This is a genomic window from Rhodoplanes sp. Z2-YC6860, assembly GCF_001579845.1.
Classification (GTDB): domain Bacteria; phylum Pseudomonadota; class Alphaproteobacteria; order Rhizobiales; family Xanthobacteraceae; genus Z2-YC6860.
Map to the genome: position 1 here is coordinate 4,830,567 of NZ_CP007440.1, position 21,285 is coordinate 4,851,851.

Annotated in this window: 20 protein-coding genes; 8 read left to right on the forward strand and 12 right to left on the reverse strand. The window is 63.4% G+C overall.

Annotation, left to right across the window (positions count from 1 at the left end):
• Positions 1-35: 35 nt before the first annotated feature.
• From rpoB to rplJ, 3 genes are all read right to left on the reverse strand, one after another.
• Positions 36-4,154, reverse strand: a complete 4,119-nt coding sequence (gene rpoB / locus RHPLAN_RS22560) for a DNA-directed RNA polymerase subunit beta (RefSeq protein WP_068022239.1) — start codon at positions 4,152-4,154, stop codon at positions 36-38.
• Between the two features lie 344 nt (positions 4,155-4,498).
• Positions 4,499-4,873, reverse strand: coding sequence for a 50S ribosomal protein L7/L12 (gene rplL, locus RHPLAN_RS22565; protein WP_068022242.1), 375 nt, complete (start codon positions 4,871-4,873; stop codon positions 4,499-4,501).
• Positions 4,874-4,921: 48 nt separating this feature from the next.
• Entirely contained in the window at positions 4,922-5,437 is a 516-nt protein-coding gene (gene rplJ, locus RHPLAN_RS22570; protein ID WP_068022245.1) for a 50S ribosomal protein L10, read from the reverse strand.
• A 553-nt stretch (positions 5,438-5,990) separates the two neighbouring features.
• On the opposite strand from rplJ, the gene RHPLAN_RS22575 reads away from it, so the two are divergent.
• Positions 5,991-7,190, forward strand: a complete 1,200-nt coding sequence (locus RHPLAN_RS22575; protein WP_068022248.1) for a cobalamin-independent methionine synthase II family protein — start codon at positions 5,991-5,993, stop codon at positions 7,188-7,190.
• 3 nt (positions 7,191-7,193) lie between these two features.
• On the opposite strand, the gene RHPLAN_RS22580 is transcribed toward RHPLAN_RS22575, so the two are convergent.
• The gene (locus RHPLAN_RS22580) at positions 7,194-7,853 is read right to left on the reverse strand and encodes an antibiotic biosynthesis monooxygenase family protein (protein ID WP_068022251.1); all 660 of its coding nucleotides are present in this window, start codon (positions 7,851-7,853) and stop codon (positions 7,194-7,196) included.
• A 24-nt stretch (positions 7,854-7,877) separates the two neighbouring features.
• On the reverse strand, positions 7,878-8,870 hold the full coding sequence (locus tag RHPLAN_RS22585) for an alpha/beta hydrolase (protein WP_198164445.1): 993 nt from the start codon (positions 8,868-8,870) through the stop codon (positions 7,878-7,880).
• Between the two features lie 209 nt (positions 8,871-9,079).
• Here RHPLAN_RS22585 and RHPLAN_RS22590 point away from each other — a divergent pair, with 209 nt between their 5' ends.
• From RHPLAN_RS22590 to RHPLAN_RS22600, 3 genes are all read left to right on the forward strand, one after another.
• Positions 9,080-10,060, forward strand: coding sequence for a Bug family tripartite tricarboxylate transporter substrate binding protein (locus RHPLAN_RS22590; protein ID WP_084245347.1), 981 nt, complete (start codon positions 9,080-9,082; stop codon positions 10,058-10,060).
• Between the two features lie 150 nt (positions 10,061-10,210).
• A complete protein-coding gene (locus RHPLAN_RS22595) occupies positions 10,211-12,508 on the forward strand; it encodes a xanthine dehydrogenase family protein molybdopterin-binding subunit (protein ID WP_068022264.1) in 2,298 nt (765 codons plus the stop codon).
• 66 nt (positions 12,509-12,574) lie between these two features.
• Positions 12,575-13,552, forward strand: coding sequence for a Bug family tripartite tricarboxylate transporter substrate binding protein (locus tag RHPLAN_RS22600; RefSeq protein WP_084245349.1), 978 nt, complete (start codon positions 12,575-12,577; stop codon positions 13,550-13,552).
• A gap of 56 nt (positions 13,553-13,608) precedes the next feature.
• Here the strand turns inward: RHPLAN_RS22600 and rplA are convergent, their stop codons facing one another.
• The 5 genes from rplA to RHPLAN_RS22625 all read right to left on the reverse strand — a co-directional run bounded on the left by rplA (position 13,609) and on the right by RHPLAN_RS22625 (position 16,394).
• Positions 13,609-14,319 carry a 50S ribosomal protein L1 gene (gene rplA, locus RHPLAN_RS22605; protein WP_068022268.1) on the reverse strand — a complete coding sequence of 237 codons (711 nt, stop codon included), beginning with the start codon at positions 14,317-14,319 and terminating at the stop codon, positions 13,609-13,611.
• Between the two features lie 5 nt (positions 14,320-14,324).
• Positions 14,325-14,753 (reverse strand): 50S ribosomal protein L11, encoded by a 429-nt coding sequence (gene rplK / locus RHPLAN_RS22610; protein WP_068022271.1) that lies wholly within the window; start codon positions 14,751-14,753, stop codon positions 14,325-14,327.
• 139 nt (positions 14,754-14,892) lie between these two features.
• Positions 14,893-15,423, reverse strand: coding sequence for a transcription termination/antitermination protein NusG (nusG, locus tag RHPLAN_RS22615; protein WP_068022273.1), 531 nt, complete (start codon positions 15,421-15,423; stop codon positions 14,893-14,895).
• An 8-nt stretch (positions 15,424-15,431) separates the two neighbouring features.
• The gene (secE, locus tag RHPLAN_RS22620) at positions 15,432-15,629 is read right to left on the reverse strand and encodes a preprotein translocase subunit SecE (RefSeq protein ID WP_068022275.1); all 198 of its coding nucleotides are present in this window, start codon (positions 15,627-15,629) and stop codon (positions 15,432-15,434) included.
• A gap of 384 nt (positions 15,630-16,013) precedes the next feature.
• Positions 16,014-16,394, reverse strand: coding sequence for a hypothetical protein (locus RHPLAN_RS22625; RefSeq protein ID WP_157100420.1), 381 nt, complete (start codon positions 16,392-16,394; stop codon positions 16,014-16,016).
• Positions 16,395-16,639: 245 nt separating this feature from the next.
• Here RHPLAN_RS22625 and RHPLAN_RS22630 point away from each other — a divergent pair, with 245 nt between their 5' ends.
• The 4 genes from RHPLAN_RS22630 to RHPLAN_RS39560 all read left to right on the forward strand — a co-directional run bounded on the left by RHPLAN_RS22630 (position 16,640) and on the right by RHPLAN_RS39560 (position 18,920).
• On the forward strand, positions 16,640-16,846 hold the full coding sequence (locus tag RHPLAN_RS22630) for a cold-shock protein (RefSeq protein WP_068022281.1): 207 nt from the start codon (positions 16,640-16,642) through the stop codon (positions 16,844-16,846).
• Positions 16,847-17,052: 206 nt separating this feature from the next.
• The gene (locus RHPLAN_RS22635; RefSeq protein ID WP_068022284.1) at positions 17,053-17,592 is read left to right on the forward strand and encodes a MarR family winged helix-turn-helix transcriptional regulator; all 540 of its coding nucleotides are present in this window, start codon (positions 17,053-17,055) and stop codon (positions 17,590-17,592) included.
• 21 nt (positions 17,593-17,613) lie between these two features.
• Positions 17,614-18,723, forward strand: a complete 1,110-nt coding sequence (locus tag RHPLAN_RS22640) for an alpha/beta hydrolase (protein ID WP_068031677.1) — start codon at positions 17,614-17,616, stop codon at positions 18,721-18,723.
• A 26-nt stretch (positions 18,724-18,749) separates the two neighbouring features.
• Positions 18,750-18,920: a hypothetical protein gene (locus RHPLAN_RS39560; protein ID WP_157100421.1), complete on the forward strand. Its 171-nt coding sequence runs from the start codon at positions 18,750-18,752 to the stop codon at positions 18,918-18,920.
• A gap of 146 nt (positions 18,921-19,066) precedes the next feature.
• Here the strand turns inward: RHPLAN_RS39560 and RHPLAN_RS22645 are convergent, their stop codons facing one another.
• Both RHPLAN_RS22645 and RHPLAN_RS22650 read right to left on the reverse strand, forming a co-directional pair.
• The gene (locus RHPLAN_RS22645) at positions 19,067-20,908 is read right to left on the reverse strand and encodes a carboxypeptidase regulatory-like domain-containing protein (RefSeq protein WP_068022287.1); all 1,842 of its coding nucleotides are present in this window, start codon (positions 20,906-20,908) and stop codon (positions 19,067-19,069) included.
• Positions 20,909-20,917: 9 nt separating this feature from the next.
• The gene (locus RHPLAN_RS22650; RefSeq protein ID WP_068022289.1) at positions 20,918-21,265 is read right to left on the reverse strand and encodes a c-type cytochrome; all 348 of its coding nucleotides are present in this window, start codon (positions 21,263-21,265) and stop codon (positions 20,918-20,920) included.
• Positions 21,266-21,285: the final 20 nt, after the last annotated feature.

Genomic DNA, 21,285 nt, shown 5'->3' on the forward strand with positions numbered 1-21,285 from the left:
GGGAGCGGCGCACCCGCCGCTCCCCGCCGCTTAGATCACTCGGCCGCCTCGGCCGTGCCGCTTGGCGTTTGCGCCTTGGAGTTATGCAGGTCGACGTTGAGGCCGAGCGAGCGCATCTCCTTGACCAGCACGTTGAAGCTCTCGGGGATGCCGGCTTCGAAGGTGTCGTCGCCGCGGACGATCGCTTCGTAGACCTTGGTGCGGCCGGCGACGTCGTCCGACTTCACCGTCAGCATCTCCTGCAGCGTGTAGGCTGCGCCGTAGGCTTCGAGCGCCCAGACCTCCATTTCGCCGAAACGCTGGCCACCGAACTGCGCCTTGCCGCCCAGCGGCTGCTGGGTGACGAGCGAGTACGGGCCGATCGAGCGCGCGTGGATCTTGTCGTCCACGAGGTGGTGGAGCTTGAGCATGTAGATGTAGCCCACCGTGACATTGCGATCGAACTTCTCGCCGGTGCGGCCGTCATAGACCGCCGATTGGCCAGAGTGGTTCATACCCGCCATGTCGAGCATGCTCTCGATGTCGGCTTCCTTGGCGCCATCGAACACCGGCGTTGCAATCGGCACGCCGTGCTTGAGGTTGGTGCCAAGTTCGATGAGATTGTCCTCGTTCATCGACTTGATGTCGTCGTCGTCGCCGTAGATCTTCTTCAACGTCTCCTTGAGCGGCTTGACGTCGCCCTTGCTGTTGTAGAGCTCGACGGCCTGCCCGATCTTGAGACCCAGGCCGGCGCAAGCCCAGCCCAGATGCGTCTCGAGAATCTGGCCGACGTTCATGCGCGACGGCACGCCCAGCGGGTTGAGCACGATGTCGACATGGGTGCCGTCCTCGAGGAACGGCATGTCCTCGATCGGCACGATGCGCGACACCACGCCCTTGTTGCCGTGGCGGCCGGCCATCTTGTCGCCGGGCTGAATCTTGCGCTTCACCGCAACGAAGACCTTGACCATCTTCATCACGCCCGGCGGCAGCTCGTCACCGCGCTGCAGCTTCTCGACCTTGTCGAGGAAGCGCTGTTCCAGACCCTTCTTCGACTCGTCGTACTGCTTCCGGATCGCTTCGATCTCGGCCATCAGCTTGTCGTTCGGCGAGGCAAACTGCCACCACTGCGCGCGCGGATACTCTTCCAGCACCGCACGGGTGATCTTGGAGTCCTTCTTGAAGCCCTTCGGACCGGCGATGCCTTGGCGGCCTTCGAGAAGCTCCGCCAGACGGCCATAGACGTTACGGTCGAGGATCGCCTGCTCGTCGTCGCGGTCCTTGGCGAGGCGTTCGATTTCCTCGCGCTCGATCGCCAGCGCACGCTCGTCCTTGTCGACGCCGTGGCGGTTGAACACGCGGACTTCGACGACGGTGCCCTGCACGCCCGGCGGCACGCGAAGCGACGTGTCGCGAACGTCCGAGGCCTTCTCACCGAAGATGGCGCGCAGAAGCTTCTCTTCCGGCGTCATCGGGCTTTCGCCCTTCGGCGTGATCTTGCCGCACAGGATGTCGCCGGCGCGGACCTCCGCACCGATGTAGACAATGCCGGCTTCGTCGAGGTTCTTCAGCGCCTCTTCCGAGACGTTCGGAATGTCGCGCGTGATTTCCTCGGGGCCCAGCTTGGTGTCGCGGGCCATCACTTCGAATTCCTCGATGTGGATCGAGGTGAAGACATCGTCCTTCACGATCCGCTCGGAGAGCAGGATCGAGTCTTCGAAGTTGTAGCCGTTCCACGGCATGAACGCGACCAGCACGTTCCGGCCGAGCGCGAGCTCGCCGAGCTCGGTCGACGGGCCGTCGGCGATGATGTCGCCCTTCTTGACCTGATCGCCCACCTTCACCAGCGGACGCTGGTTGATGCAGGTGTTCTGGTTGGAGCGCTGGAACTTCATCAGCCGGTAGATGTCGACGCCGGGCTTGGTCGGGTCGGTCTCGCCGGTGGCGCGGATGACGATACGGGTGGCGTCCACCTGATCGATCACGCCGGTACGGCGCGCAGCGATCGCCGCGCCCGAGTCACGAGCCACCACGCCTTCCATGCCGGTGCCGACGAACGGCGCCTCGGCGCGAACCAGCGGCACCGCCTGGCGCTGCATGTTCGAGCCCATCAGCGCGCGGTTGGCGTCGTCGTTCTCGAGGAACGGGATCAGCGCCGCAGCCACCGAAACGAGCTGCTTCGGCGACACGTCCATGTAGTCGACCTTCTCCGGCGGAAGCTGGAGCACGTCGCCGGCATGGCGGCACTGAATCAGGTCTTCCGTGAACCGGCCCTTGGGATCGATCGGAGCGTTAGCCTGAGCAACCGTGTAACGGCCCTCCTCCATCGCCGAGAGATACACGACCTCGTCGGTGACGCGGCCGTCCTTGACCTTGCGATACGGCGTCTCGACGAAGCCGTACTTGTTCACGCGCGCGTAGGTCGCGAGCGAGTTGATCAAGCCGATGTTCGGACCTTCCGGCGTTTCGATCGGGCAGATGCGGCCGTAATGCGTCGGGTGCACGTCGCGCACCTCGAAGCCGGCGCGCTCGCGCGTCAGACCACCCGGGCCGAGCGCAGACAGGCGCCGCTTGTGGGTGATCTCCGACAGCGGGTTGGTCTGGTCCATGAACTGCGAGAGCTGCGAGGAGCCGAAGAACTCGCGCACCGCGGCAGCCGCGGGCTTCGCGTTGATCAGGTCCTGCGGCATGACGGTGTCGATATCGACCGACGACATGCGCTCCTTGATGGCGCGCTCCATGCGGAGCAGGCCGATGCGGTACTGGTTCTCCATCAGTTCGCCGACCGAACGCACCCGGCGGTTGCCGAGATGGTCGATGTCGTCGATCTCGCCCTTGCCGTCGCGCAGGTCGAGCAGCGTGCGGATCACAGCGATGATGTCTTCCTTGCGCAGGACGCGCATGGTGTCCGGCGCGTCGAGGTCGAGGCGCATGTTCATCTTGACGCGGCCCACGGCCGAGAGGTCGTAGCGCTCACTATCGAAGAACAGCGACTGGAACATCGACTGCGCGGTGTCGAGCGTCGGCGGCTCGCCGGGACGCATCACGCGATAGATGTCGAACAGCGCCTCCTCGCGCGACATGTTCTTGTCGACCGCGAGGGTGTTGCGGATGTAGGCGCCGACGTTGACATGGTCGATGTCGAGGATCGGGATTTCCTTGTAGCCCTCTTCATTGAGGAGCTTCAGGAGCTTCTCGGTGATCTCCTCGCCGGCCTCGGCGTGGATCTCGCCGGTCTTCGCGTTGACGAGGTCTTCGGCGATGTAGTGGCCGATGAGTTCATCATCGGTCATGCGCAGCGCCTTCAGCCCCTTCTCGGTGAGCTGACGGGCCTGGCGGACCGTGATCTTCTGGCCGGCCTCGACCACCACCTTGCCGGTGTCGGCGTCGACGACGTCGTTGACGGCCTTGTAGCCCTTGAGGCGGTTGCCATCGAACGGCACGCGCCAGCCGTCCTTCTGCCGCTTGTACGGGATCTGCTTGTAGAAGGTGTTGAGGATGGTTTCGCCGTCGAGACCGAGCGCGAACAGCAGCGACGTCACCGGAATCTTCCGGCGCCGGTCGATACGCGCATGGACGATGTCCTTGGCGTCGAACTCGATGTCGAGCCAGGAGCCGCGATACGGAATGATGCGGGCGGCGAACAGGAGCTTGCCCGACGAATGCGTCTTGCCCTTGTCGTGGTCGAAGAACACGCCAGGCGAACGGTGCATCTGCGAGACGATGACGCGCTCGGTGCCGTTCACGATGAACGTACCGTTGTTCGTCATCAGCGGGATGTCGCCCATGTAGACATCCTGCTCCTTGATGTCCTTCACGGAGCGGGCGCCGGTCTCTTCGTCGACATCGAACACGATCAGCCGCAGCTTCACCTTGAGCGGCGCGGCGAACGTCATGCCGCGCTGGCGGCACTCGTCGACGTCATACTTCGGCGGATCGAATTCGTAGGCGACGAAGTCGAGCTGCGAGGTGTTCGAAAAATCGCGGATCGGGAACACCGACTTGAACACGGCCTGCAGGCCCTCGTCAGGACGACCGCCGGGCGGTTCCTGCACCAGCAGGAACTGGTCATAAGATGCCTTCTGAACCTCGATGAGGTTCGGCATCTCTGCGACTTCCTGGATTTTTCCGAAAAACTTTCTTACGCGCTTGCGACCCGTAAACGTCTGCGCCATCGTTCTCTCTCTTTATGTCGTTCGGTCGGAAGCACCGGGGACGACTCTCCAAAAAGCCGCTATCCATCGCGACTATCTGGACAGGCGTTCGAGTGCCTATCTATGAGGCGATTCGGGTGGCCGAACCGCCGACTCCACACGGCCAAACACTAGGCTAGGCCGCGGCCCTTCTCTCGCGACCGCAAAAAATGCGGTCCTCTCTCGCTCACCAAAGGCCGGCAAACCGGCCTTATTGGCTGCCGCTGAACGGCAAACACGGTGATTCCGGGGCGGAAACCCCGAAATCACCGGATTTTGTTTGCAATCCCTGGACCATCCCCAGGGACCACTCAGATAAGCACTGCTTACTTGAGCTCAACCTTCGCACCCACCTTTTCCAAGGTGGCCTTGATCTTGGTCGCCTCGTCCTTGGACACGCCTTCCTTGACGTTCTTCGGAGCGCCCTCGACGAGGTCCTTGGCTTCCTTGAGGCCGAGACCCGTGAGCGCACGGACCTCCTTGATGACCTCGATCTTCTTGTCGCCGGCAGCGGCGAGAACGACCGTGAACTCGGTCTTCTCCTCGGCCGGAGCCGCAGCGGCGCCAGCCGGACCCGCGGCAACAGCCACGGCAGCCGCGGCGCTCACGCCCCACTTCTCTTCGAGCATCTTGGCGAGCTCAGCCGCCTCGAGGACGGTGAGCGTCGACAGCTCGTCTACGATCTTGGACAAATCAGCCATTGATAGAGTTCCTTTTTCGATTCGAACCAGTTGAGTTTGGAGCCTCGATTAAGCTTGGCTCTTGCTGGCATAGGCCTGAACCACACGGGCCACCTTCGCCGCCGGGGCGTTGGTGAGCTGCGCAATCTTGGTCGCCGGCGCCACAAGGAGGCCGACGATTTTGGCCCGGAGCTCGTCGAGCGACGGGAGGGCGGCAAGCGCCTTCACGCCATTCGGGTCGAGCGCGGTCTTGCCCATCGCTCCGCCGAGGATGACGAACTTGTCGTTCGCCTTGGCGAAGTCGGAGGCGACCTTGGACGCACCAACGGGATCGTTTGAGTAGGCGATCACGGTCGGCCCCTTCATCAGGGAACCGATGCTGGCCACGTCCGTGCCATCAAGAGCGATCTTGGCGAGGCGGTTTTTGGCGACCTTCACAGTGGTTCCAGCCTGCCGAGCCTGCTTGCGCAGGTTCTGCATCTGGGCAACCGTGAGGCCGGCATAGTGAGCAACGACGACGGTGTTGGTGGTCTTGAAGACCTCTTTCAACTCCGCGATCTGCTCGGCTTTAGCCGCTCGTTCCACAAGCTCTCTCCGGTTGGCGGCTTGGCGTCACTTGAGACGAAGCCGCCGGTTGCGATGTGCCGTCCCGGCTGTCGCAACGCGAACGCAGGGACGACGCTTTCGTGCCCTGCCTCTCGCCTGGCTCACGCCAAACAAGGTCCAACGGTTCGAACCGATTCCAGCCCGGTTGCCCGAGCCGCTATCGGCCTTACCCGTCTGTGCAGGTGGTCAATTAAGCCGGCAGTCCCGGCACCCGCAGTCTCGGACAGGACGCGGCTAAACGAAGGTCGCAGCGTTGGTTTCCCGGCTCCCTTTCAGATGTCCCGGAGGATGTCTAAAAGGAAAGGGTTCCTTCTGCTGTGGCTTTCATGAAGCGCGCAAAGGCGCGCCGACAAGTGAGCCAGCACGCCCGTGGGCCTTACTTAGAGCGTTTGAACCGGTTTGCCAAGACCTTAGGCGCGGCCGCCCAAAGGCGGCGCCGGCTGCCTGGTAGCGGAATGCGGGTGCCGCAGCTTCCTCTTCCAGCTAACATGCCCGCCAAAGCGCGAAAAACAAGCCTTTCAGGAGGATACCCATGGCCGATAGTCCCGACCGCATCCCGGTAACCCATGTCGGCAGCCTGGTTCGACCGCCCGACCTGGTCGAGTTCCTCAAGCAGGTCGAGGCCGGCCAGCCTTACGACTCGGCGGCCTATGAGGCTTGTCTGAAGGCCTCCATCGACGAAATCGTCCACCAGCAGGTCGAGGCCGGCGTCGACATCGTCAGCGACGGTGAGTTCAGCAAGGGCCGGAATTGGGCATTCTACGTGCACGCCCGGATCAGCGGGATCACGACAAGGCCTGCGACACCGCAGGAGATGAAGGACCCGCTCACCTCCGCGGGCGGCGGCCAGGATCAGGTGGCGTTTCCGGAATTCTATGCCGAATACAATCGCGCCTCCGGCCTTGGCGCGCGGCTTGGCAACCGCTTCGTCGTCAACGGCCCCCTCACCTACAACGACAGCTCGGTCAAGCGCGATATCGCCACGCTGAAAGCCGCAGCGGCCAAACACAAGGCGGCCGGCGCATTCCTGCCCGTGGTCGCGCCCGCAAGCGCGCTGCCCGGCGCCAAGAACGAGCACTACGCCGACGAGAAAGCGCTCCTCTTCGCCCTCGCCGATGCGCTGCACGAGGAATACAAAGCCATCGTCGATGCCGGACTTTACGTGCAGATCGACGACGCCTTCCTGCCGTATATGCACGAGAAGATGGTGCCGCCGATGAGCGAGCCGCAGTACCGCGCCTGGGCACAGCTTCGCATCGACGCGCTCAATCATGCCTTGCGCGGCATCCCTGAAGAGCGATCGCGCTATCACATCTGCTGGGGCAGCTGGAACGGGCCGCATGCCTTCGACGTCCCGTTGAAGAGCATCGTCGACCTCCTGCTGCAGGTGAAGGTCGGCGCCTACAGCGTCGAGCAGGCCAACCCGCGCCATGAGCACGAATGGACGGTGTGGAAAGACGTCAAACTGCCGGCCGGCAAGAAGCTCATTCCCGGCGTGATCAGCCACGCCACCAACATCGTCGAGCATCCGGAGCTGGTGGCCCAGCGACTGGTCCGGCTCGCCAACATCGTCGGCCGCGAGAACGTGATGGCCGGCACCGATTGCGGCTTTGCCCAGAGCCCGTTCGCCAAGCGGGTCCACGAAAGCATCATGTGGGCGAAGCTGCGCTCGCTCAGCGAGGGTGCGCGGCTTGCGAGCGCCGAACTCTGGGGCAAGCGCAGCGCCGCGTAGCTGCTACGACGCCTTGCGCACCTCGGGATAGAACTGCGGCGCCTCGCGGCGCTCGAACATGCCGTAGTCGCGGATGATGCGGACGCTGCGGTGGCGAAGTGACTTCGCGCCAGCCGGCGGCCTTGGCGGGAACGCTTCGGCCGCCTGGGCGTCGCGCCACGACGTCAGCAGCAGAAGCTTGCCCGGCACGTAGATGCTTTCGAATATCTCGCTTGCGATCAGCCCGCCGTGGCCGCCAAGGCCGAGTTGCTCGCCAAGCGTATCGCCCGAGACGTCACCCTTCTGTTTGGGTTCGACCTCGGTCAAGCTGACGACCTTCGCGGCGCCGATCTCGGTTTCGTCGAAACGCAGTTGCTTCGTTGCCGGCGCCTGACTGTCGACGAAAATCTCGCCGACCCGGAGATGATAGTCCTCGAACACCTCGAAGCGTCCTTTTTCCTGGACGCCGTGGTGCTCGCCCTGCGTCCGCCAACGGATCACCGCTTTCTCGTCGCGCCACGTCGATAGCGACACCAGCCGCCGTTGATCGCGCAGGCTTTTGAAGCGCTCGTTGTCGATGAACCCGTCAATGGCTTCGAGCTTCGGCTTGAGCCCCTTCGCAAGCTCCAGATATTCGTCGAAGCGCTCCTGCTTGGGTTGGACTTCGAAGATCACGGCAAACATGAATTCCTCCGTGTCGTCTGATTATCACGCTGCAGCGTAGATGACGCCTGGGGATTCGGTGAGAAACGCGATGCTCTCCCGGTACAACGCGCCACGCATGACTTCGAGATGCATCAGATGCGTGCCGCGGCCGATTTTAATGTCGCGCTTCTCGGTTGAGGTCTTCAAGGCGCCAAACAGCCAATGGGCATCGGCATCGTTGCAAAAGCTGTCCCATTCGCCGCGAATGATCGCGACCGGCGCGCGGACCAATGCCGGCTCGTAAGCAAGCCCACCCGCCCAGGCGTCGAAGATGTCCTGGAACGCCCCGCTCGGCACCTGCACGGCCGCGGGCAGGCGCATGCGGCTTGCCGCGTCGGTGTCGAGATAGCACTCACCCCATTCGTCGAAGTGGCGGCGCGACAGCACCGCCCCCTCGCCCTTCGGCACCGTTTCGGTGAAACGGTCCCACTGGTCCTTCAGCGAGACGAGGCGCCAGCCGGGTAATTTTTGCGCCTCCGCCGTGTGCGGTCTGAAGGTGATCGGGCCGAAGAACACCAGCCGGTCGACCAACTCGGGGCAACGCCCCGCGAAGCGGCCCGTGACGATCGAGCCCCACGAATGCGCGATGATCGAGATGCGAGCAACATTGTGATGCCTGGCGATGAACCGCACCGCGGCTTCAAGCTGGCGGCTCGCGTCCTCGGCGCGGCCGAGCGGCGCGTTCGCCTCGGGGGGCTGCGCCATCTCCGGATAGGGATCAGACAGACCGAAGCCGTGGAAATCGAGGCCCCAGACATGGAAGCCCGCGTCGTTCAATTCATCGCGCCATGAGCGGTCGTCGAAACGATGCGCGATCGAAAGCGCCGACGGAAAGGTTCCGCCGTGCACGTAGAGCGCAACGCGTTCGCTCTTGGCATCACGCGGCGCCAGATAACGCAGGAACAATGACAGCCCACGATGGGAGCTTGCGACCCGGTGATGCTCCTCGCGAGGGTCGAGCTTGGCGGCCATCGGATTCGAAACTGCGGTGTCCATGACGATGCTCCGTGGTTTCATGTCGCCCGCGATGGAGATGGCCTCTCTCGTACGGAACTTCAGCCCTGAACGCTTCGGCAAAACCCGAAGTGTTGTTGCCCACGTTGCAGTTCAAAAGCGGGCTTGGCTCCGGCAAGTCTCCGCGTAAAATCCGTACTCAACGAGTGTCATAAGCACCGCCGCAAATCGCGACTCCCGGAGGAAACGCCATGCAGATTCCCCGTCGCCGATTTCTGCGTTTGGCCGCGGGCCTCGCCGCCCTGCCCGTGCTGCCGCGCCTCGCACGCGCCGAGACCTATCCGTCGCGAGCCGTGAAGGTGATCGTGCCATTTGCGCCCGGCGGGCCGACCGACCTGTATGCACGCTTGATCGCGACCAAACTGTCCGAGCAGACCGGCAAGTCGTTTTACATCGAAAACGTCGGCGGCGCGGGCGGCAGCGCCGGCAGTGCGCGCGCCGCGCAGTCCGCGCCCGACGGTTACACTTTGCTGGTGACCGGCGGCAGCCACGTCAACAACCCGTTTCTCTACAGCCACGTGCCATACGATCCGTTCCGCGACTTCGAGGCGGTGACGCTCGGCGCGGTCCAACCGATCGTGCTCACGGTGAATCCAAACGTGCCGGCAAAGAACGTCAAAGAGTTCGTCGCGCTCGTCAAAGCCAATCCCGGCAAATTCAGCTTCGCCTCGCCCGGCGTCGGCACGCCGCCAAGTCTCGTCGGAGAGCTGTTCCGATTGTCCTACGCTCCTGATCTTGTTCACGTGCCCTTCAATGGCGGCGGCCCCGCAGTCGGCTCAGCCGTTGCTGGTCACACGCCCGCCTCGTTCGGCGCGCTCGCACCCGCGGTGCCGATGATCCAGGACGGCAAGCTCCGCGCGCTCGCGGTTTCGGCAACGACGCGTGCACAGGCGCTGCCCGATACGCCAACGATGGTCGAGGCAGGCTTCCCTGACGTCGAAGGCTCGACCTGGACCGCCGTCGTGGTGCCATTCGGCACACCGAAGGACATCATCGCGCAGCTTTACCAGATGCTCGCCGCGATCCACGCCCGGCCCGACGTCAGAGAGCGCCTTGCCGCAATGGCATTCGAGACGGTCGCCAGCACGCCCGAAGAATGCAACGCGTTCTTCAGAACAGAATCGGCGAAGTGGTCGAAGGTCATCAAGCTCGCGGGCATCCGAGCGGATTAGTTCAGCGACCCGCATTGTCGCCTTACGATCATGCATGCGGCTCTCACCGCATCGCATGCCAGCATACCTCGACAGCATGAGCTTGGATGTTACGCTCTCACTACGAACGGACACGCCGTAAGCGTGTCCGGCGATAAGAGGGGATTGGCGATGCCGACAAATGGTGCGGCTGGCCGCCAGATCGGCGTTTCGCTGCCCAGGCTTGAGGCACGGGCCAAGGTCACTGGCCGCGCCGAATACACTCACGTGATGCAATTGCCGGGCATGGTCCACGGCAAGATCTTTCGAAGCACCGTTGCGCACGGTCGTATACAGCGTATTGACGTCAGCGCCGCGGCGCGCATTCCCGGCGTGCTCGGGGTGTTCACCGGCGAGGACATCCGCCGGGTGATCCCCGATCCGTATTACGGACCGGCGTTCCACGACCAGCCGATCCTCGCGCTCGACAAGGTGCGCTTCGTCGGCGAGCCGGTCGCCGCGGTGGTTGCCATCGATCCCCATATTGCCGAAGCCGCGGTCGCGCAGATCGTCGCCGAATACGAAGAGCTGCCGGCGGTCTACGACGAGGTCGAAGCCATGACCTCAAAAGCCTATGTGCACGACAAGCTTCGCCCGGCCGGAAGCTTCGCCGATCTCAAGCATCTGAAGGACGTCAAATCGACCAACATGGCGGTCGATGCGCGGCTACGCCGCGGCGACGTCGACGCTGCTTTTGCATCGGCGGCGCATGTGTTCGAACACACCTTTCACACCCAGAAGTGCCTGCATCTTGCCTTCGAGCCGTTTGCCGCGATTGCCGAGACGCGCCCCGATCACGTGACCGTACACACGAGCTGCCAGGGCCCATCGTTCGTGCGCTTCGAACTCGCGCGCCTTCTGGGCTTGCCGCAGAACAAGGTGCGCATCCGCATTCCCTATGTCGGCGGCGGATATGGTTCGAAGCTCTACATCAAGCTCGAGGCGCTGGTCGTGGCGCTGTCACTCCTGGTGCGCAAGCCGGTGAAGATCGCGCTGTCGATGGAGGAGCAGTTCTACCAGATCACTAAGCACCCGAGCACGTTCCGCATCAAGAGCGGCGTCGACAAGGACGGCCGTATCACAGCTCGAAAATGCGAGGTTTACTGGAACGGCGGCGCCTATGCGGACGTCGGCCCACGCGTAACCCACAAGTCTGGCTTCGTCGCTTCGGGCCCTTACGACATCGACAATGTCTGGACCGACTCCTACGCGCTCTACACCAATCTGACGCCGGCCGGCGCGCTGCGCGGCTTCGGCATTCCACAGCTCTGCTGGGCCTATGAGAGCCACACCGACATCATCGCGCGTGCACTGAAGCTCGACCCGGTCGAATTCCGCAGGAAGAATCTGCTACACGAAGGCAAAGCGCACGCGAGCGGCACGGTGCTGAAGGACGCGCCGCTCGAAGCCGTGCTCGACAGGCTTTGCGAGCGGCTGCAGTGGAGCGCGCCTTTCGATCGGGGCAATGGCTCGATCCGTCGCGGCCGCGGACTTGCGCTGGCACTGAAGGCCGCGATCTCGCCGACCACGTCGGTGGCGATGATCAACATGAGCGCCGACGGCAGCGTGACGCTTTATTGCAGCACCGTCGACATGGGCCAGGGCTCAGACACAGGCCTCGCGCAGGTCGCAGCCGAAGCGCTGGACGTGCCGGCCGACAGCGTGCGCGTGGTGCCGCGCGACACCGATGTCACGCCCTACGACATGGGCACGCTTGGGTCGCGCTCACTGTTTCATATGGGCAACGCGATCCGCACCGCCGCAGCCGAGGTCAAAGCCAAGCTCGCCGCGCTGGCCCGTGAAGTGGGCGAGCCCGAAGGCTCGAACATCCCGGTCGCCGAACTGTTCCAGAAACGCTACGGCATGCAGGCCGGCAACGTGATCGGCTCGGGCGCCTACAAGCCCGATTATCAGGCGGCCAAGCACGAGATCGGCTACAGCGAGAACATCACGCCCTACTGGATGATCGGAGGCGCCGCGGTCGAAGTCGAGGTCGACACCGAGACCGGCCATGTGCGGATCGTGCGGGTGGTCAATGTCATCGACTGCGGCACCCCGATCAATCCGCGGATCGTGGAGACGCAGATCTCCGGCGCCTCCATCATGCAGCTCGGCTTCACCATGTTCGAGAAGATGCATCTCGACGGCGGCCAGGTGACCAACGCGTCGCTCGCCGACTACAAGATCCCCGGCATTGCCGACGTGCCGCCGGCGATGATCAACGAGACTGTCCGCAACTATCAGCAGAATGGACCGTTCGGCGCCAAGGGCGCTGCCGAGTCCGCAACGTTGAGTCTGTCGCCGGCTATTGCCAACGCAATCGACGACGCGATTGGCGTACGGCTGATGGAATTGCCACTCACGCCCGAAGCGGTGCTGCGCGCACTCCGCGCCAAGGAAGGCGCGCCTCTGGACGAAGCGACCAACTGACGGACCAGGCCGGATGGTTCGTCGAACTGAGAAGATTTGACGCAACCATGGAAAGGCGAGGCCCTCATGATGGCAGTCCGGATTTCGGCAGCTCTATTGGCTGTGCTTGTCACGCTTGGTGCAGCGAGTGCACCTTCACAAGCTCAGTCCCAGAACTGGCCGACGCGACCGGTGAAATTCATCGTGCCATTCGGTCCGGGCGCCGCGGCTGACATCGGCGCGCGGCTGTTTGCGGAGAAGCTGTCGCAGCGCTGGGGTCAGCCGGTCGTGATCGACAACCGCCCGGGCGGCGACAGCATCATCGCGATCTCGGCGTTTCTCGGCACCGACGACGACCATACGTTTCTCTACATGCCCTCGGGCAACTTCACGGTCCATCCGTTCGTTCACAGCAAATTGCCTTACGACCCGAAGGACCTCGTGCCGATCGCGCGCGCGTCCAACACCATCCTGGCGGTCGCACTCGCCAAGTCGTCGCCTTACACCAATGTCCGCGAGTTCACCGAAGCAGCGCGCGCTGCGCCTGGGAAATTCAACTCGGGTCTTGTTGCGGGCCTGACCGAATTCACCTTCTGGGCCTACACGTACGCCGAGAAGCTCAACATCGCGCAAGTGCCCTATCGCGACATCAACCAGGCGCCCACTGATTTGGCCGAAGGCCGCATCCAGGTGGCCATGGCGTCGCTCGCGATCCTGCAGCCGCAGTGGAAGGCCGACCGCATCAAGCTGATCGCGGTCAACAACAAGGAGCGCACCGACTTGGTGCCGGGCGTGCCGACCGCACGCGAGCAAGGCTATCCGTCGCTGGTGTTCGAAGGCCTGCACGGTCTGATCGGCCGCACCACGACGCCCCGAGCGCTGAAGGAGAAGATCGCCGCCGACTTCAAGGAGGCCGCGGCCGACGGATCGATTGCGGCGCGGCTCGCCGCCACCGGCTCGGTGATCAACGTCGGCGGACCGGATGAATTTGCCGCCGACATCGAGGAGCAGCGGGCCGCGGTGGCGGCCACCGTCAAGGCGATCGACTTCAAGCCCAAAAACTAAAAAACGGGCGCTGCCGAGGCAGCGCCCGTTTCACATTCAAGTCTCAGCGGCGCCGATTACTTCTCGGCGGCGGCCGGCGCGAGCGTCGCCATATCCACCTTGATGCCCGGTCCCATCGTCGACGAGATCGAGACACGGTTGACGTAGTGGCCCTTGGCGCCCGACGGCTTCGCCTTGTTCACGGCGTCGGTGAAGGCGCGGATGTTCTCGACGAGCTTGTCGGCGGCAAACGACGCCTTGCCGACGCCGGCCTGCAGGATGCCGGCAGCCTCGACGCGGAACTCGACCGAGCCGCCCTTGGCGCCCTTCACGGCGTTGGTGACGTCCATGGTGACGGTGCCGACGCGCGGGTTCGGCATCATGCCGCGCGGGCCGAGCACCTTACCGAGACGGCCGACCAGACCCATCATGTCCGGCGTGGCGATGCAGCGATCGAACTCGATCGTACCGCCGTTGACCTTCTCGAACAGGTCCTCCGCGCCGACCACGTCGGCGCCGGCAGCCTTCGCCTCGTCGGCCTTGGGGCCGCGGGCGAACACGCCGACGCGAACCGTGCGGCCCGTGCCGTTCGGCAGTGTGACCACACCGCGGACCATCTGGTCCGCATGCTTGGGGTCGACGCCGAGGTTCATCGCGATCTCGATGGTCTCGTCGAACTTCGCCTTGGCCCGATCCTTGATCATCTTGACCGCTTCTTCGAGCGGATAGGCCTTGGCGGGGTCGACGCCCTCGCGGATCTTCGTTGTGCGCTTTCCGATGTTTGCCATGACCGTTATCCCTTCACCTGCAGGCCCATCGAGCGGGCTGAACCCTCGACCATCTTCATGGCCGCCTCGACGGTGTGGCAGTTCAGGTCCTTCATCTTCGCTTCCGCGATCTCCTTGACCTGAGCCTTGGTCACGGAGCCGGCGCTGTCGCGGCCGGGGGTCTTCGAGCCGCTCTCGATCTTTGCCGCCTTCTTGAGGAAGTGCGACATCGGCGGGGTCTTGAGCTCGAAGGTGAAGGGACGGTCGGCGTAGATGGTGATGACGACCGGGATCGGTGCGCCCTTTTCGAGTTTCTGCGTCTGCGCGTTGAACGCCTTGCAGAACTCCATGATGTTGAGACCGCGCTGACCGAGCGCGGGACCGATCGGCGGCGCGGGATTCGCGGCGCCGGCCGGCACCTGCAACTTCAGGAAGCCGGTGACTTTCTTTGCCATAGCTGACTTCTCCTACCTTTTGGCCATGAGTGGCCGGGTCAGGAGCCGTGGTGCGGATCTAGACGGTTGGCAGCCGCCGCACCTCCCACGTCTCTCAGTTTCGGAACCGGCGAAAGCCAGCCCCGTCTTCACACAGGTCTTATACCTTCTCGACCTGCGTAAACTCCAATTCCACGGGCGTGGCGCGGCCGAAGATCGACACCGCGACCTTGACGCGCGAACGGCCCTCGTCGACCTCTTCGACCGTGCCGTTGAACGACGCGAATGGGCCGTCCGACACGCGGACCTGCTCGCCCACCTCAAAGGAAATCGACGGCTTCGGCCGGTCGACGCCCTCTTGCACCTGCTGCAGGATGCGCAACGCCTCGGCCTCGGAGATGGGCATCGGCTTGTTGTCGGCGCCGAGGAAGCCCGTGACCTTCGGCGTGTTCTTGATCAGATGAAACGCTTCGTCGGTGAGGTCCATTTTCACGAGCACATAGCCCGGGAAGAACTTGCGCTCGGTGTCGACCTTGCGGCCGCGGCGCACCTCGGTGACCTTTTCCTTGGGCACCATGATCTCATCGAACAGTTCGCCGAGGTTGCGCTGCTTGGCCTGCTCGCGGATCGACTCCGCGACCTTGTTCTCGAAGTTCGAGTAAGCGTGAACGATGTACCAGCGTTTTGCCATGATGGCTGTCAGGTCTGAATCTGAAGGATGAAGGTGATGAGGAGGCGGATGATCTGGTCGGCCACGGTGAACAGAATGGACGCGACCGCCACCATGACGAACACCATGATGGTGGTGATCACGGTCTCTTTGCGGGTCGGCCAGGTGACCTTATCGGTCTCCGAACGGACCTCTTGCAGGAACTTGAACGGGCTGATCTTGGCCATCGGATTAAACTGAACCGCTTTCGGGCAGACTGATTTCGGGCACGTCAAAGCAACTCGGCAACGCAGATAGGAGCCCAAGCCCCACCTTTCAGGAGGAGACCGGAGCGCAAAGCGCGATCCTTTTTGGGAGCAGGTTCGCCGCGGAAGTCCGTCGCCGGGCCGCAAAGCGATGCGGCTTCCTATAGCGGTTGCATCGCCGCGTCAAGCCGGCCCAGCATTTATCAGAATGACCAAAGACTTAGGAAGGCTTTCGGAACTGACATGCAAGACTCTTAAAGAAGCAGCTTGGTCGGAAATGGTCAGCCTGATGAGCGGAGCGGACCGCCGCGCTCATCTTGTCGAATTGTCCGATCTGAATGGCTCGCACCGCGCGGACGGCGCCGCCTACAGCGCCTCGCCGGCCGGGCCCTTGCATGCCCCGTCGGGGCCCTGCCGCCCGGCATCACCCTGATCCGGACCGTCCCCGCCAAGCTGCAAGGCCTGCAGGGTATCGGCGTCAACGATCATCGAGACGCCCTGCCCGTCAGGCTTTTTTGCAAGCACCACAAACATACGCGGCACGACCTGGACGTCCTTGAAGCCTCCCTCCTCGACCTTCCTCTTCAGTTCCTCGGTGCTCTTGGCCGAGGACGACGGCGCATTCAGACCGGTCGGTGGCTGGGGGCTCGCCGCATCAGGCGGCTCGCCCCGCGCGGATGCGAATTGCGCGGCAACGAGCACCACTGCGGCGGTTGCAACGGTGGCGGTTGCAATGGTGAAACGCATCAGCTGTCCTTTCACGTTGGCTGACCGTGAACGGCTGACGATGTCTATCGTTCCTGCCGAAAATTCCGGCGGACCGCGGACCATCGGATCGCCACGGCTGCCCCCGCCCCTCAATGTTGTGCGTCGGACATGGGGCGGCCATCCTCCCAAAACGATCACGACATGTGTCTTCCGAGCGAACGATTTGTTCGGTATTCTTGGATGTCGGCGGGGACTACCTGTAGACTTTTTCTTGGAGAGGCAACGTGGCGACTGGCACTGTGAAGTGGTTCAACGCAACCAAAGGCTATGGCTTCATTCAGCCGCAAGGCGGAGGCCCGGACGTGTTCGTGCATATCTCGGCGGTCGAGCGCGCCGGACTGCAAGGGCTCAATGAAGGACAGAAAGTTGATTACGAGCTGACGACCGGCCGCAACGGCAAGGTGTCGGCGGAGAATCTGAAGACGAAGTGATCGCTTCGTCTGGACTGCAAACTTTAAGCCCCGCGCGAGCGGGGCTTTTTTGTTGGGCGGATCAACTTCGCAGATTCTGCCCGCCGGCACCGCGCCGGCCTACCGCAGCGACGCTTGACAGAAATCGTAAGCTTGCTTACGGTATTTCATAAGCTTGCTTATGTTACGTAGGCTAACCATCTGGCCGCCTTCGCCCTTGCCCTCCGATGGCGATGGCCGGCACCCGGGAGAGCCGCTCGAAGTCCTCCGCGTGGCGGCTCTCCCTTATCGACTGGCAAGGCAAACACGCGATGGCGGCCGCTGATCTCGATAACGATCCGCTGATTTTGCTTTATGACGTGGCGCGCCACATGCGCACTTGCGCCGACCAGATGGCGCAAGCGCATGGTTTGACCCGGGCACAGATCATCATTCTGGCGCGGCTGGAGCAGCAGCCGGATGTATCCCAGAACGAGCTCGCGGCCTGTGCCGAGGTGGCGCCGATCACGATCGCGCGCCTGATCGACCGTCTCGAGGAGCTAAGCTTGGTCAAGCGCTGCCCCGATCCCGAAGACCGGCGCATCTGGCGCCTGCGCTTGACGCCGGCCGCGGCGCCGATCCTGCGCGAGATCAAGAGCCTTCGCACCAAGCTTCGCGGCGTCATGACCAAGGGGATCGATCCTGCAATTCTGGAAGCCATGACAACCGGGCTGCGGCAGATAAAGGAAAACGTCACCAGCCGGCGTTTCGCCAAGGCATCCGCATAAAGGGGCATCGGGATGCGCAACATGGACCAGCTCAAGCGCGCCGGCCGGGCTGTCGTTGTCCTGCTGCTGATGATGCTGGCCGGCTGCGCCACGCGACCCGGACCAGAGGTGCTGAACCCGACAGCGGCGTTGGTTCCCGGCGCCAGAGTCGTCACCGCTTATGTGGCAACAACACGTGAGCGCGAGATCGCGGGCAGCAACGTCTACAACAACAATCGCTCCGGCAAGTCCAACTATGCGGCGTTCAAGATTTCAATTCCGCCCGGTCACAAAGTTGGGCAGATCGAATGGCCGTCGGGAACGCCGGATCCCGCCGTCGATTTTGTCACCGCGCAGCAGGAGGTGCTCGACCGGAAAACCTTCGAGCAGCGCCTGTCATCCGGGCGCAAAGACCGGAGAACTGCCGTCTTCGTGCATGGCTTCAACACCAATTTCCAGGAAGCGCTGTTTCGTCTCGCGCAAATGACAGCCGATTCCGATCTAGGGGCGCAGCCGATCCTGTTTGCTTGGCCGTCGGAAGCGACTGTAACCGGTTACGTCGCCGACAAGGACGCGGTCACCTCATCGCGCGACCAGTTGGCCGAATTGCTGTCGATGCTGGCGCGCAAACCGGGGGCTGGCGAAGTTGTGGTCATCGGACACAGCATGGGCTCCTGGCTCGTTATGGAGGCGTTGCGCCAGCTGGGCCTCTCCGGTCAAAACGCAGTCGTTGGCCGCTTGAGTGTCGTTCTGGCCGCGCCCGACATCGACGTCGACGTGTTCCGCTCGCAAATGAAAGTCGTTGGGCCGCTCTCGCCGCCCATGACGCTGCTCGTCTCGCGCGACGACAAAGCTCTCGCGCTGTCCGGACGCATTGCCGGAGAGCGGCCGAGGGTTGGCGCTCTCGACGTCGACGATCCACGGGTCCAAGAGGCGGCGCTGAGCGCCAAGGTTCAAATCGTCGATATCTCGAACGTTGCGGCGACGGACCGGTTCAACCACGACCGCTATACGAATCTGGCCGCGCTTTATCCGCGTCTGGCGACGAGCCCGGGTCTGCATCGCTCCGGCGTGTTCGTTCTGGACACTGTAGGCGCGACGCTTGTCAGGCCGTTCCAACTCATTGGAAACGCGCTGCCCGCAGAAAGATAAAGCCAATAAGTGTGTCGGACGCTTGAATGCTGGAAAGCCCCGAACCATCGATCGATGAACTGCTGACTGATCCCCTCATCCGCGCCTTGATGGCTGCGGATGGTGTGGACCCCGATGAATTGCGGGCATTGCTGTATTCGGCCGCGGAACGTGTCCGAGCGTGCGCCATCAAACCGGACAGCAGTCCGCCTAAGTAGTCCTCCGAATTATGCGAGGTGCACCGCGCGGGTAAACAGACACCGCGCTTTCCGGCTGTAATCCGGGGGGTGATGCCGAGGGCGCGGTCCCGACCGGGAAACTGGTCGGGACCTGCAGGCGCCGCGACTGCGCGCAGTTGCGGCGCTCACTGCTTTTCGGCCTCCAGACGCAGCGCTGCGAGTTCCGCCTCGCTGCGCATGGTCATGACGGCGACCTTCCGCGCCCTGAAATAGGGCAGCACCACTTGCGTCGGCATACCGTCGCGCTCAAGCAGCGAGACATAACGCGGCTCGGCGCCGCGCGTCGGCAGATCGAACGCCGTCCAGACTTGGGTCTGCGGATCGTAGCGCATCACGCGGTCGCCGCCCCAGATGTTGGTCCACGGCCGGTGCTGCTTGTCGACATGCACGTGATACGGCTGCTGCTTGCTCGGCAGCGGCACGTAGGTCGTCTCGTTGGTCTTGGTGTTGATGCGCGCGAGGTTCGCGCCCCACGAATTGCCAACCCACAGCACGTCGGCCGCCTTGTCGGTGCCCATGCGGCGCGGCCCCTGCGCCCAGGGCAGCGGGCTGTTGAAGTCCGGCTGGTTGTAGGTCTCAAAGAACTTCTTCGCCTCGGGCGTCACGCGATCAAGCTCGGCCTTCACGGGTTCGAGCCGCACCTCCTCGGCCTTGCCGGTCGCCATATTGCCCTTGCCGATGATGTCGATCGACATCTCGGCCCACCAGCCATTGCCGTCGCGGTCCGCGGCGGCGCCGTAAGTCACACCGGTGCCGTTCGGTGTCTTGTAGGTGATCGACTTGAACTCGGTGAACTGGCCGGTGTCCGGATCGAAGCGCAACGCGCCGTCCGGCGACGACGACCAGATCTTGCCTTTGCCGTCATAGTCCACCGTGGTGGCGCCTCCGGTCGGCGACATACCGGGCGGCGGGATGAACACTTCGAGATTTTCGGTCTTCGGATCCATGCGGCCGATGCCGCCGCGCCCCGGATTGACGTTGAACCAGAGGATGCCGTTCGGATCGCGCGTCATGCCGTGGGTCTGGGCCATGAGGCCCTGCGGACCCGGCACCGCGAACAGCTTGATCGCACCGGTCTTGGTGGAGATGCGGCCGATGGTGATCCGCCTGTTCGGAATGTTGCAGGTGAACCAGAGGTCGCCTTGGAAATCCATCCAGGCGTCGTGCACGCCCCAACCGGGAATGAGCACCGACGGCGTGCCGAGCGACCAGTCGCTGCCGTCGTTCTGCACGAAATTCGCGGGCAGCCCCTGATCGGCGTCGAGCGGGACGTCGTACTCCTTGTACATCACACGAGCGGCCTCGCCGGTGGCACGCGGCTCGAGTTTAACGTGCGTGCCATTCTCACCGGGTCCACGCGCCTTCGCGAGATAAGCCGCGAGCTCCTTCTGGTGATAGTCGAGAATGCCGGATGGCGGCCGGCTCGCGCCGACATAGGCGCCGTAGACGTTGACGTTCTTCATCAACTCGATGATGGCGGTCCAGCCGGCCTCATCGAAGCGATGCTGCAGCACGTAGCTCGCGGTGTGACAGGCGGTGCAGTTGTTGCGCACGATGGCCTTCATGCGCTTGTCCTGCTCGTTGTCCTCCGGGAGCGCTGCGAGCATCAGGTTGCCGGGAAGCTGCTTCCACACGTCTTCGGTGGGCTTCAGCGTGAAGTCGCGTTTCTTCGTTGCGCCCAGATCGACTTCGCCCCGATCGGAGGCGAACGCCAGCGCCTGCGCCCAGACCCGGTACCTGCCATCGGCAAGCGGCGGGAAGAAATAGCGGCCGGCTTCATCAGTGAGCACCGTGGTTGTGATGGTGCCGCCCTGGGGCTTTGCCGAAACCATGACGCCGCCCATCGCTGCGCCATCGGACGATTTGACGAGACCGCTCAAGATCGTATCCGCCGCAACGGCAGGAACAGCGCCGCCGAGCAGCGCGACGAATGAACTCGCGGCCAGCAACGATCGCATGCTGCGCATGGATGCCTCCTAGGGCGATGGCGCCGGAATGGTCTTCAGATAAGCGACAATGGCGTCGATCTGCTGCGGTTGAAAATGATGCTTGAAGCCCGGCATGCGGGGCGTGCCGTTGCTGATCACCTCGCGCATCACGTCATCCTGACCGCCGAGCGATTGGCGCGACAGCGCCGGCCCATAGAGCGGGCTGCTCAACTGCGGCTTGGTGTGACAGACGCGGCACGACTGATTGAACAGCCGCATGCCGGTGAGCTCTTTGTCGTTGAGCGACGCTTGCGTGGCGGCAGGCTGTGCTGAAACCGAAACCACCTGCGGCCCGAGCGCCAATAGCGCAAGAGCCATCCATTCCAGACGTTTCATCCCCATGCCTCCCTGTTGCG

Coding starts and splice junctions, on each gene's coding strand:
- rpoB (WP_068022239.1), bottom strand. CDS start 4,154: ATGGCGCAGACGTTTACGGGTCGCAAGCGCGTAAGAAAGTTTTTCGGA.
- rplL (WP_068022242.1), bottom strand. CDS start 4,873: ATGGCTGATTTGTCCAAGATCGTAGACGAGCTGTCGACGCTCACCGTC.
- RHPLAN_RS22575 (WP_068022248.1), top strand. CDS start 5,991: ATGGCCGATAGTCCCGACCGCATCCCGGTAACCCATGTCGGCAGCCTG.
- RHPLAN_RS22580 (WP_068022251.1), bottom strand. CDS start 7,853: ATGTTTGCCGTGATCTTCGAAGTCCAACCCAAGCAGGAGCGCTTCGAC.
- RHPLAN_RS22585 (WP_198164445.1), bottom strand. CDS start 8,870: ATGGACACCGCAGTTTCGAATCCGATGGCCGCCAAGCTCGACCCTCGC.
- RHPLAN_RS22590 (WP_084245347.1), top strand. CDS start 9,080: ATGCAGATTCCCCGTCGCCGATTTCTGCGTTTGGCCGCGGGCCTCGCC.
- RHPLAN_RS22595 (WP_068022264.1), top strand. CDS start 10,211: ATGCCGACAAATGGTGCGGCTGGCCGCCAGATCGGCGTTTCGCTGCCC.
- RHPLAN_RS22600 (WP_084245349.1), top strand. CDS start 12,575: ATGATGGCAGTCCGGATTTCGGCAGCTCTATTGGCTGTGCTTGTCACG.
- rplA (WP_068022268.1), bottom strand. CDS start 14,319: ATGGCAAACATCGGAAAGCGCACAACGAAGATCCGCGAGGGCGTCGAC.
- rplK (WP_068022271.1), bottom strand. CDS start 14,753: ATGGCAAAGAAAGTCACCGGCTTCCTGAAGTTGCAGGTGCCGGCCGGC.
- nusG (WP_068022273.1), bottom strand. CDS start 15,423: ATGGCAAAACGCTGGTACATCGTTCACGCTTACTCGAACTTCGAGAAC.
- secE (WP_068022275.1), bottom strand. CDS start 15,629: ATGGCCAAGATCAGCCCGTTCAAGTTCCTGCAAGAGGTCCGTTCGGAG.
- RHPLAN_RS22625 (WP_157100420.1), bottom strand. CDS start 16,394: ATGCGTTTCACCATTGCAACCGCCACCGTTGCAACCGCCGCAGTGGTG.
- RHPLAN_RS22635 (WP_068022284.1), top strand. CDS start 17,053: ATGGCGATGGCCGGCACCCGGGAGAGCCGCTCGAAGTCCTCCGCGTGG.
- RHPLAN_RS22640 (WP_068031677.1), top strand. CDS start 17,614: ATGGACCAGCTCAAGCGCGCCGGCCGGGCTGTCGTTGTCCTGCTGCTG.
- RHPLAN_RS39560 (WP_157100421.1), top strand. CDS start 18,750: ATGCTGGAAAGCCCCGAACCATCGATCGATGAACTGCTGACTGATCCC.
- RHPLAN_RS22645 (WP_068022287.1), bottom strand. CDS start 20,908: ATGCGCAGCATGCGATCGTTGCTGGCCGCGAGTTCATTCGTCGCGCTG.
- RHPLAN_RS22650 (WP_068022289.1), bottom strand. CDS start 21,265: ATGAAACGTCTGGAATGGATGGCTCTTGCGCTATTGGCGCTCGGGCCG.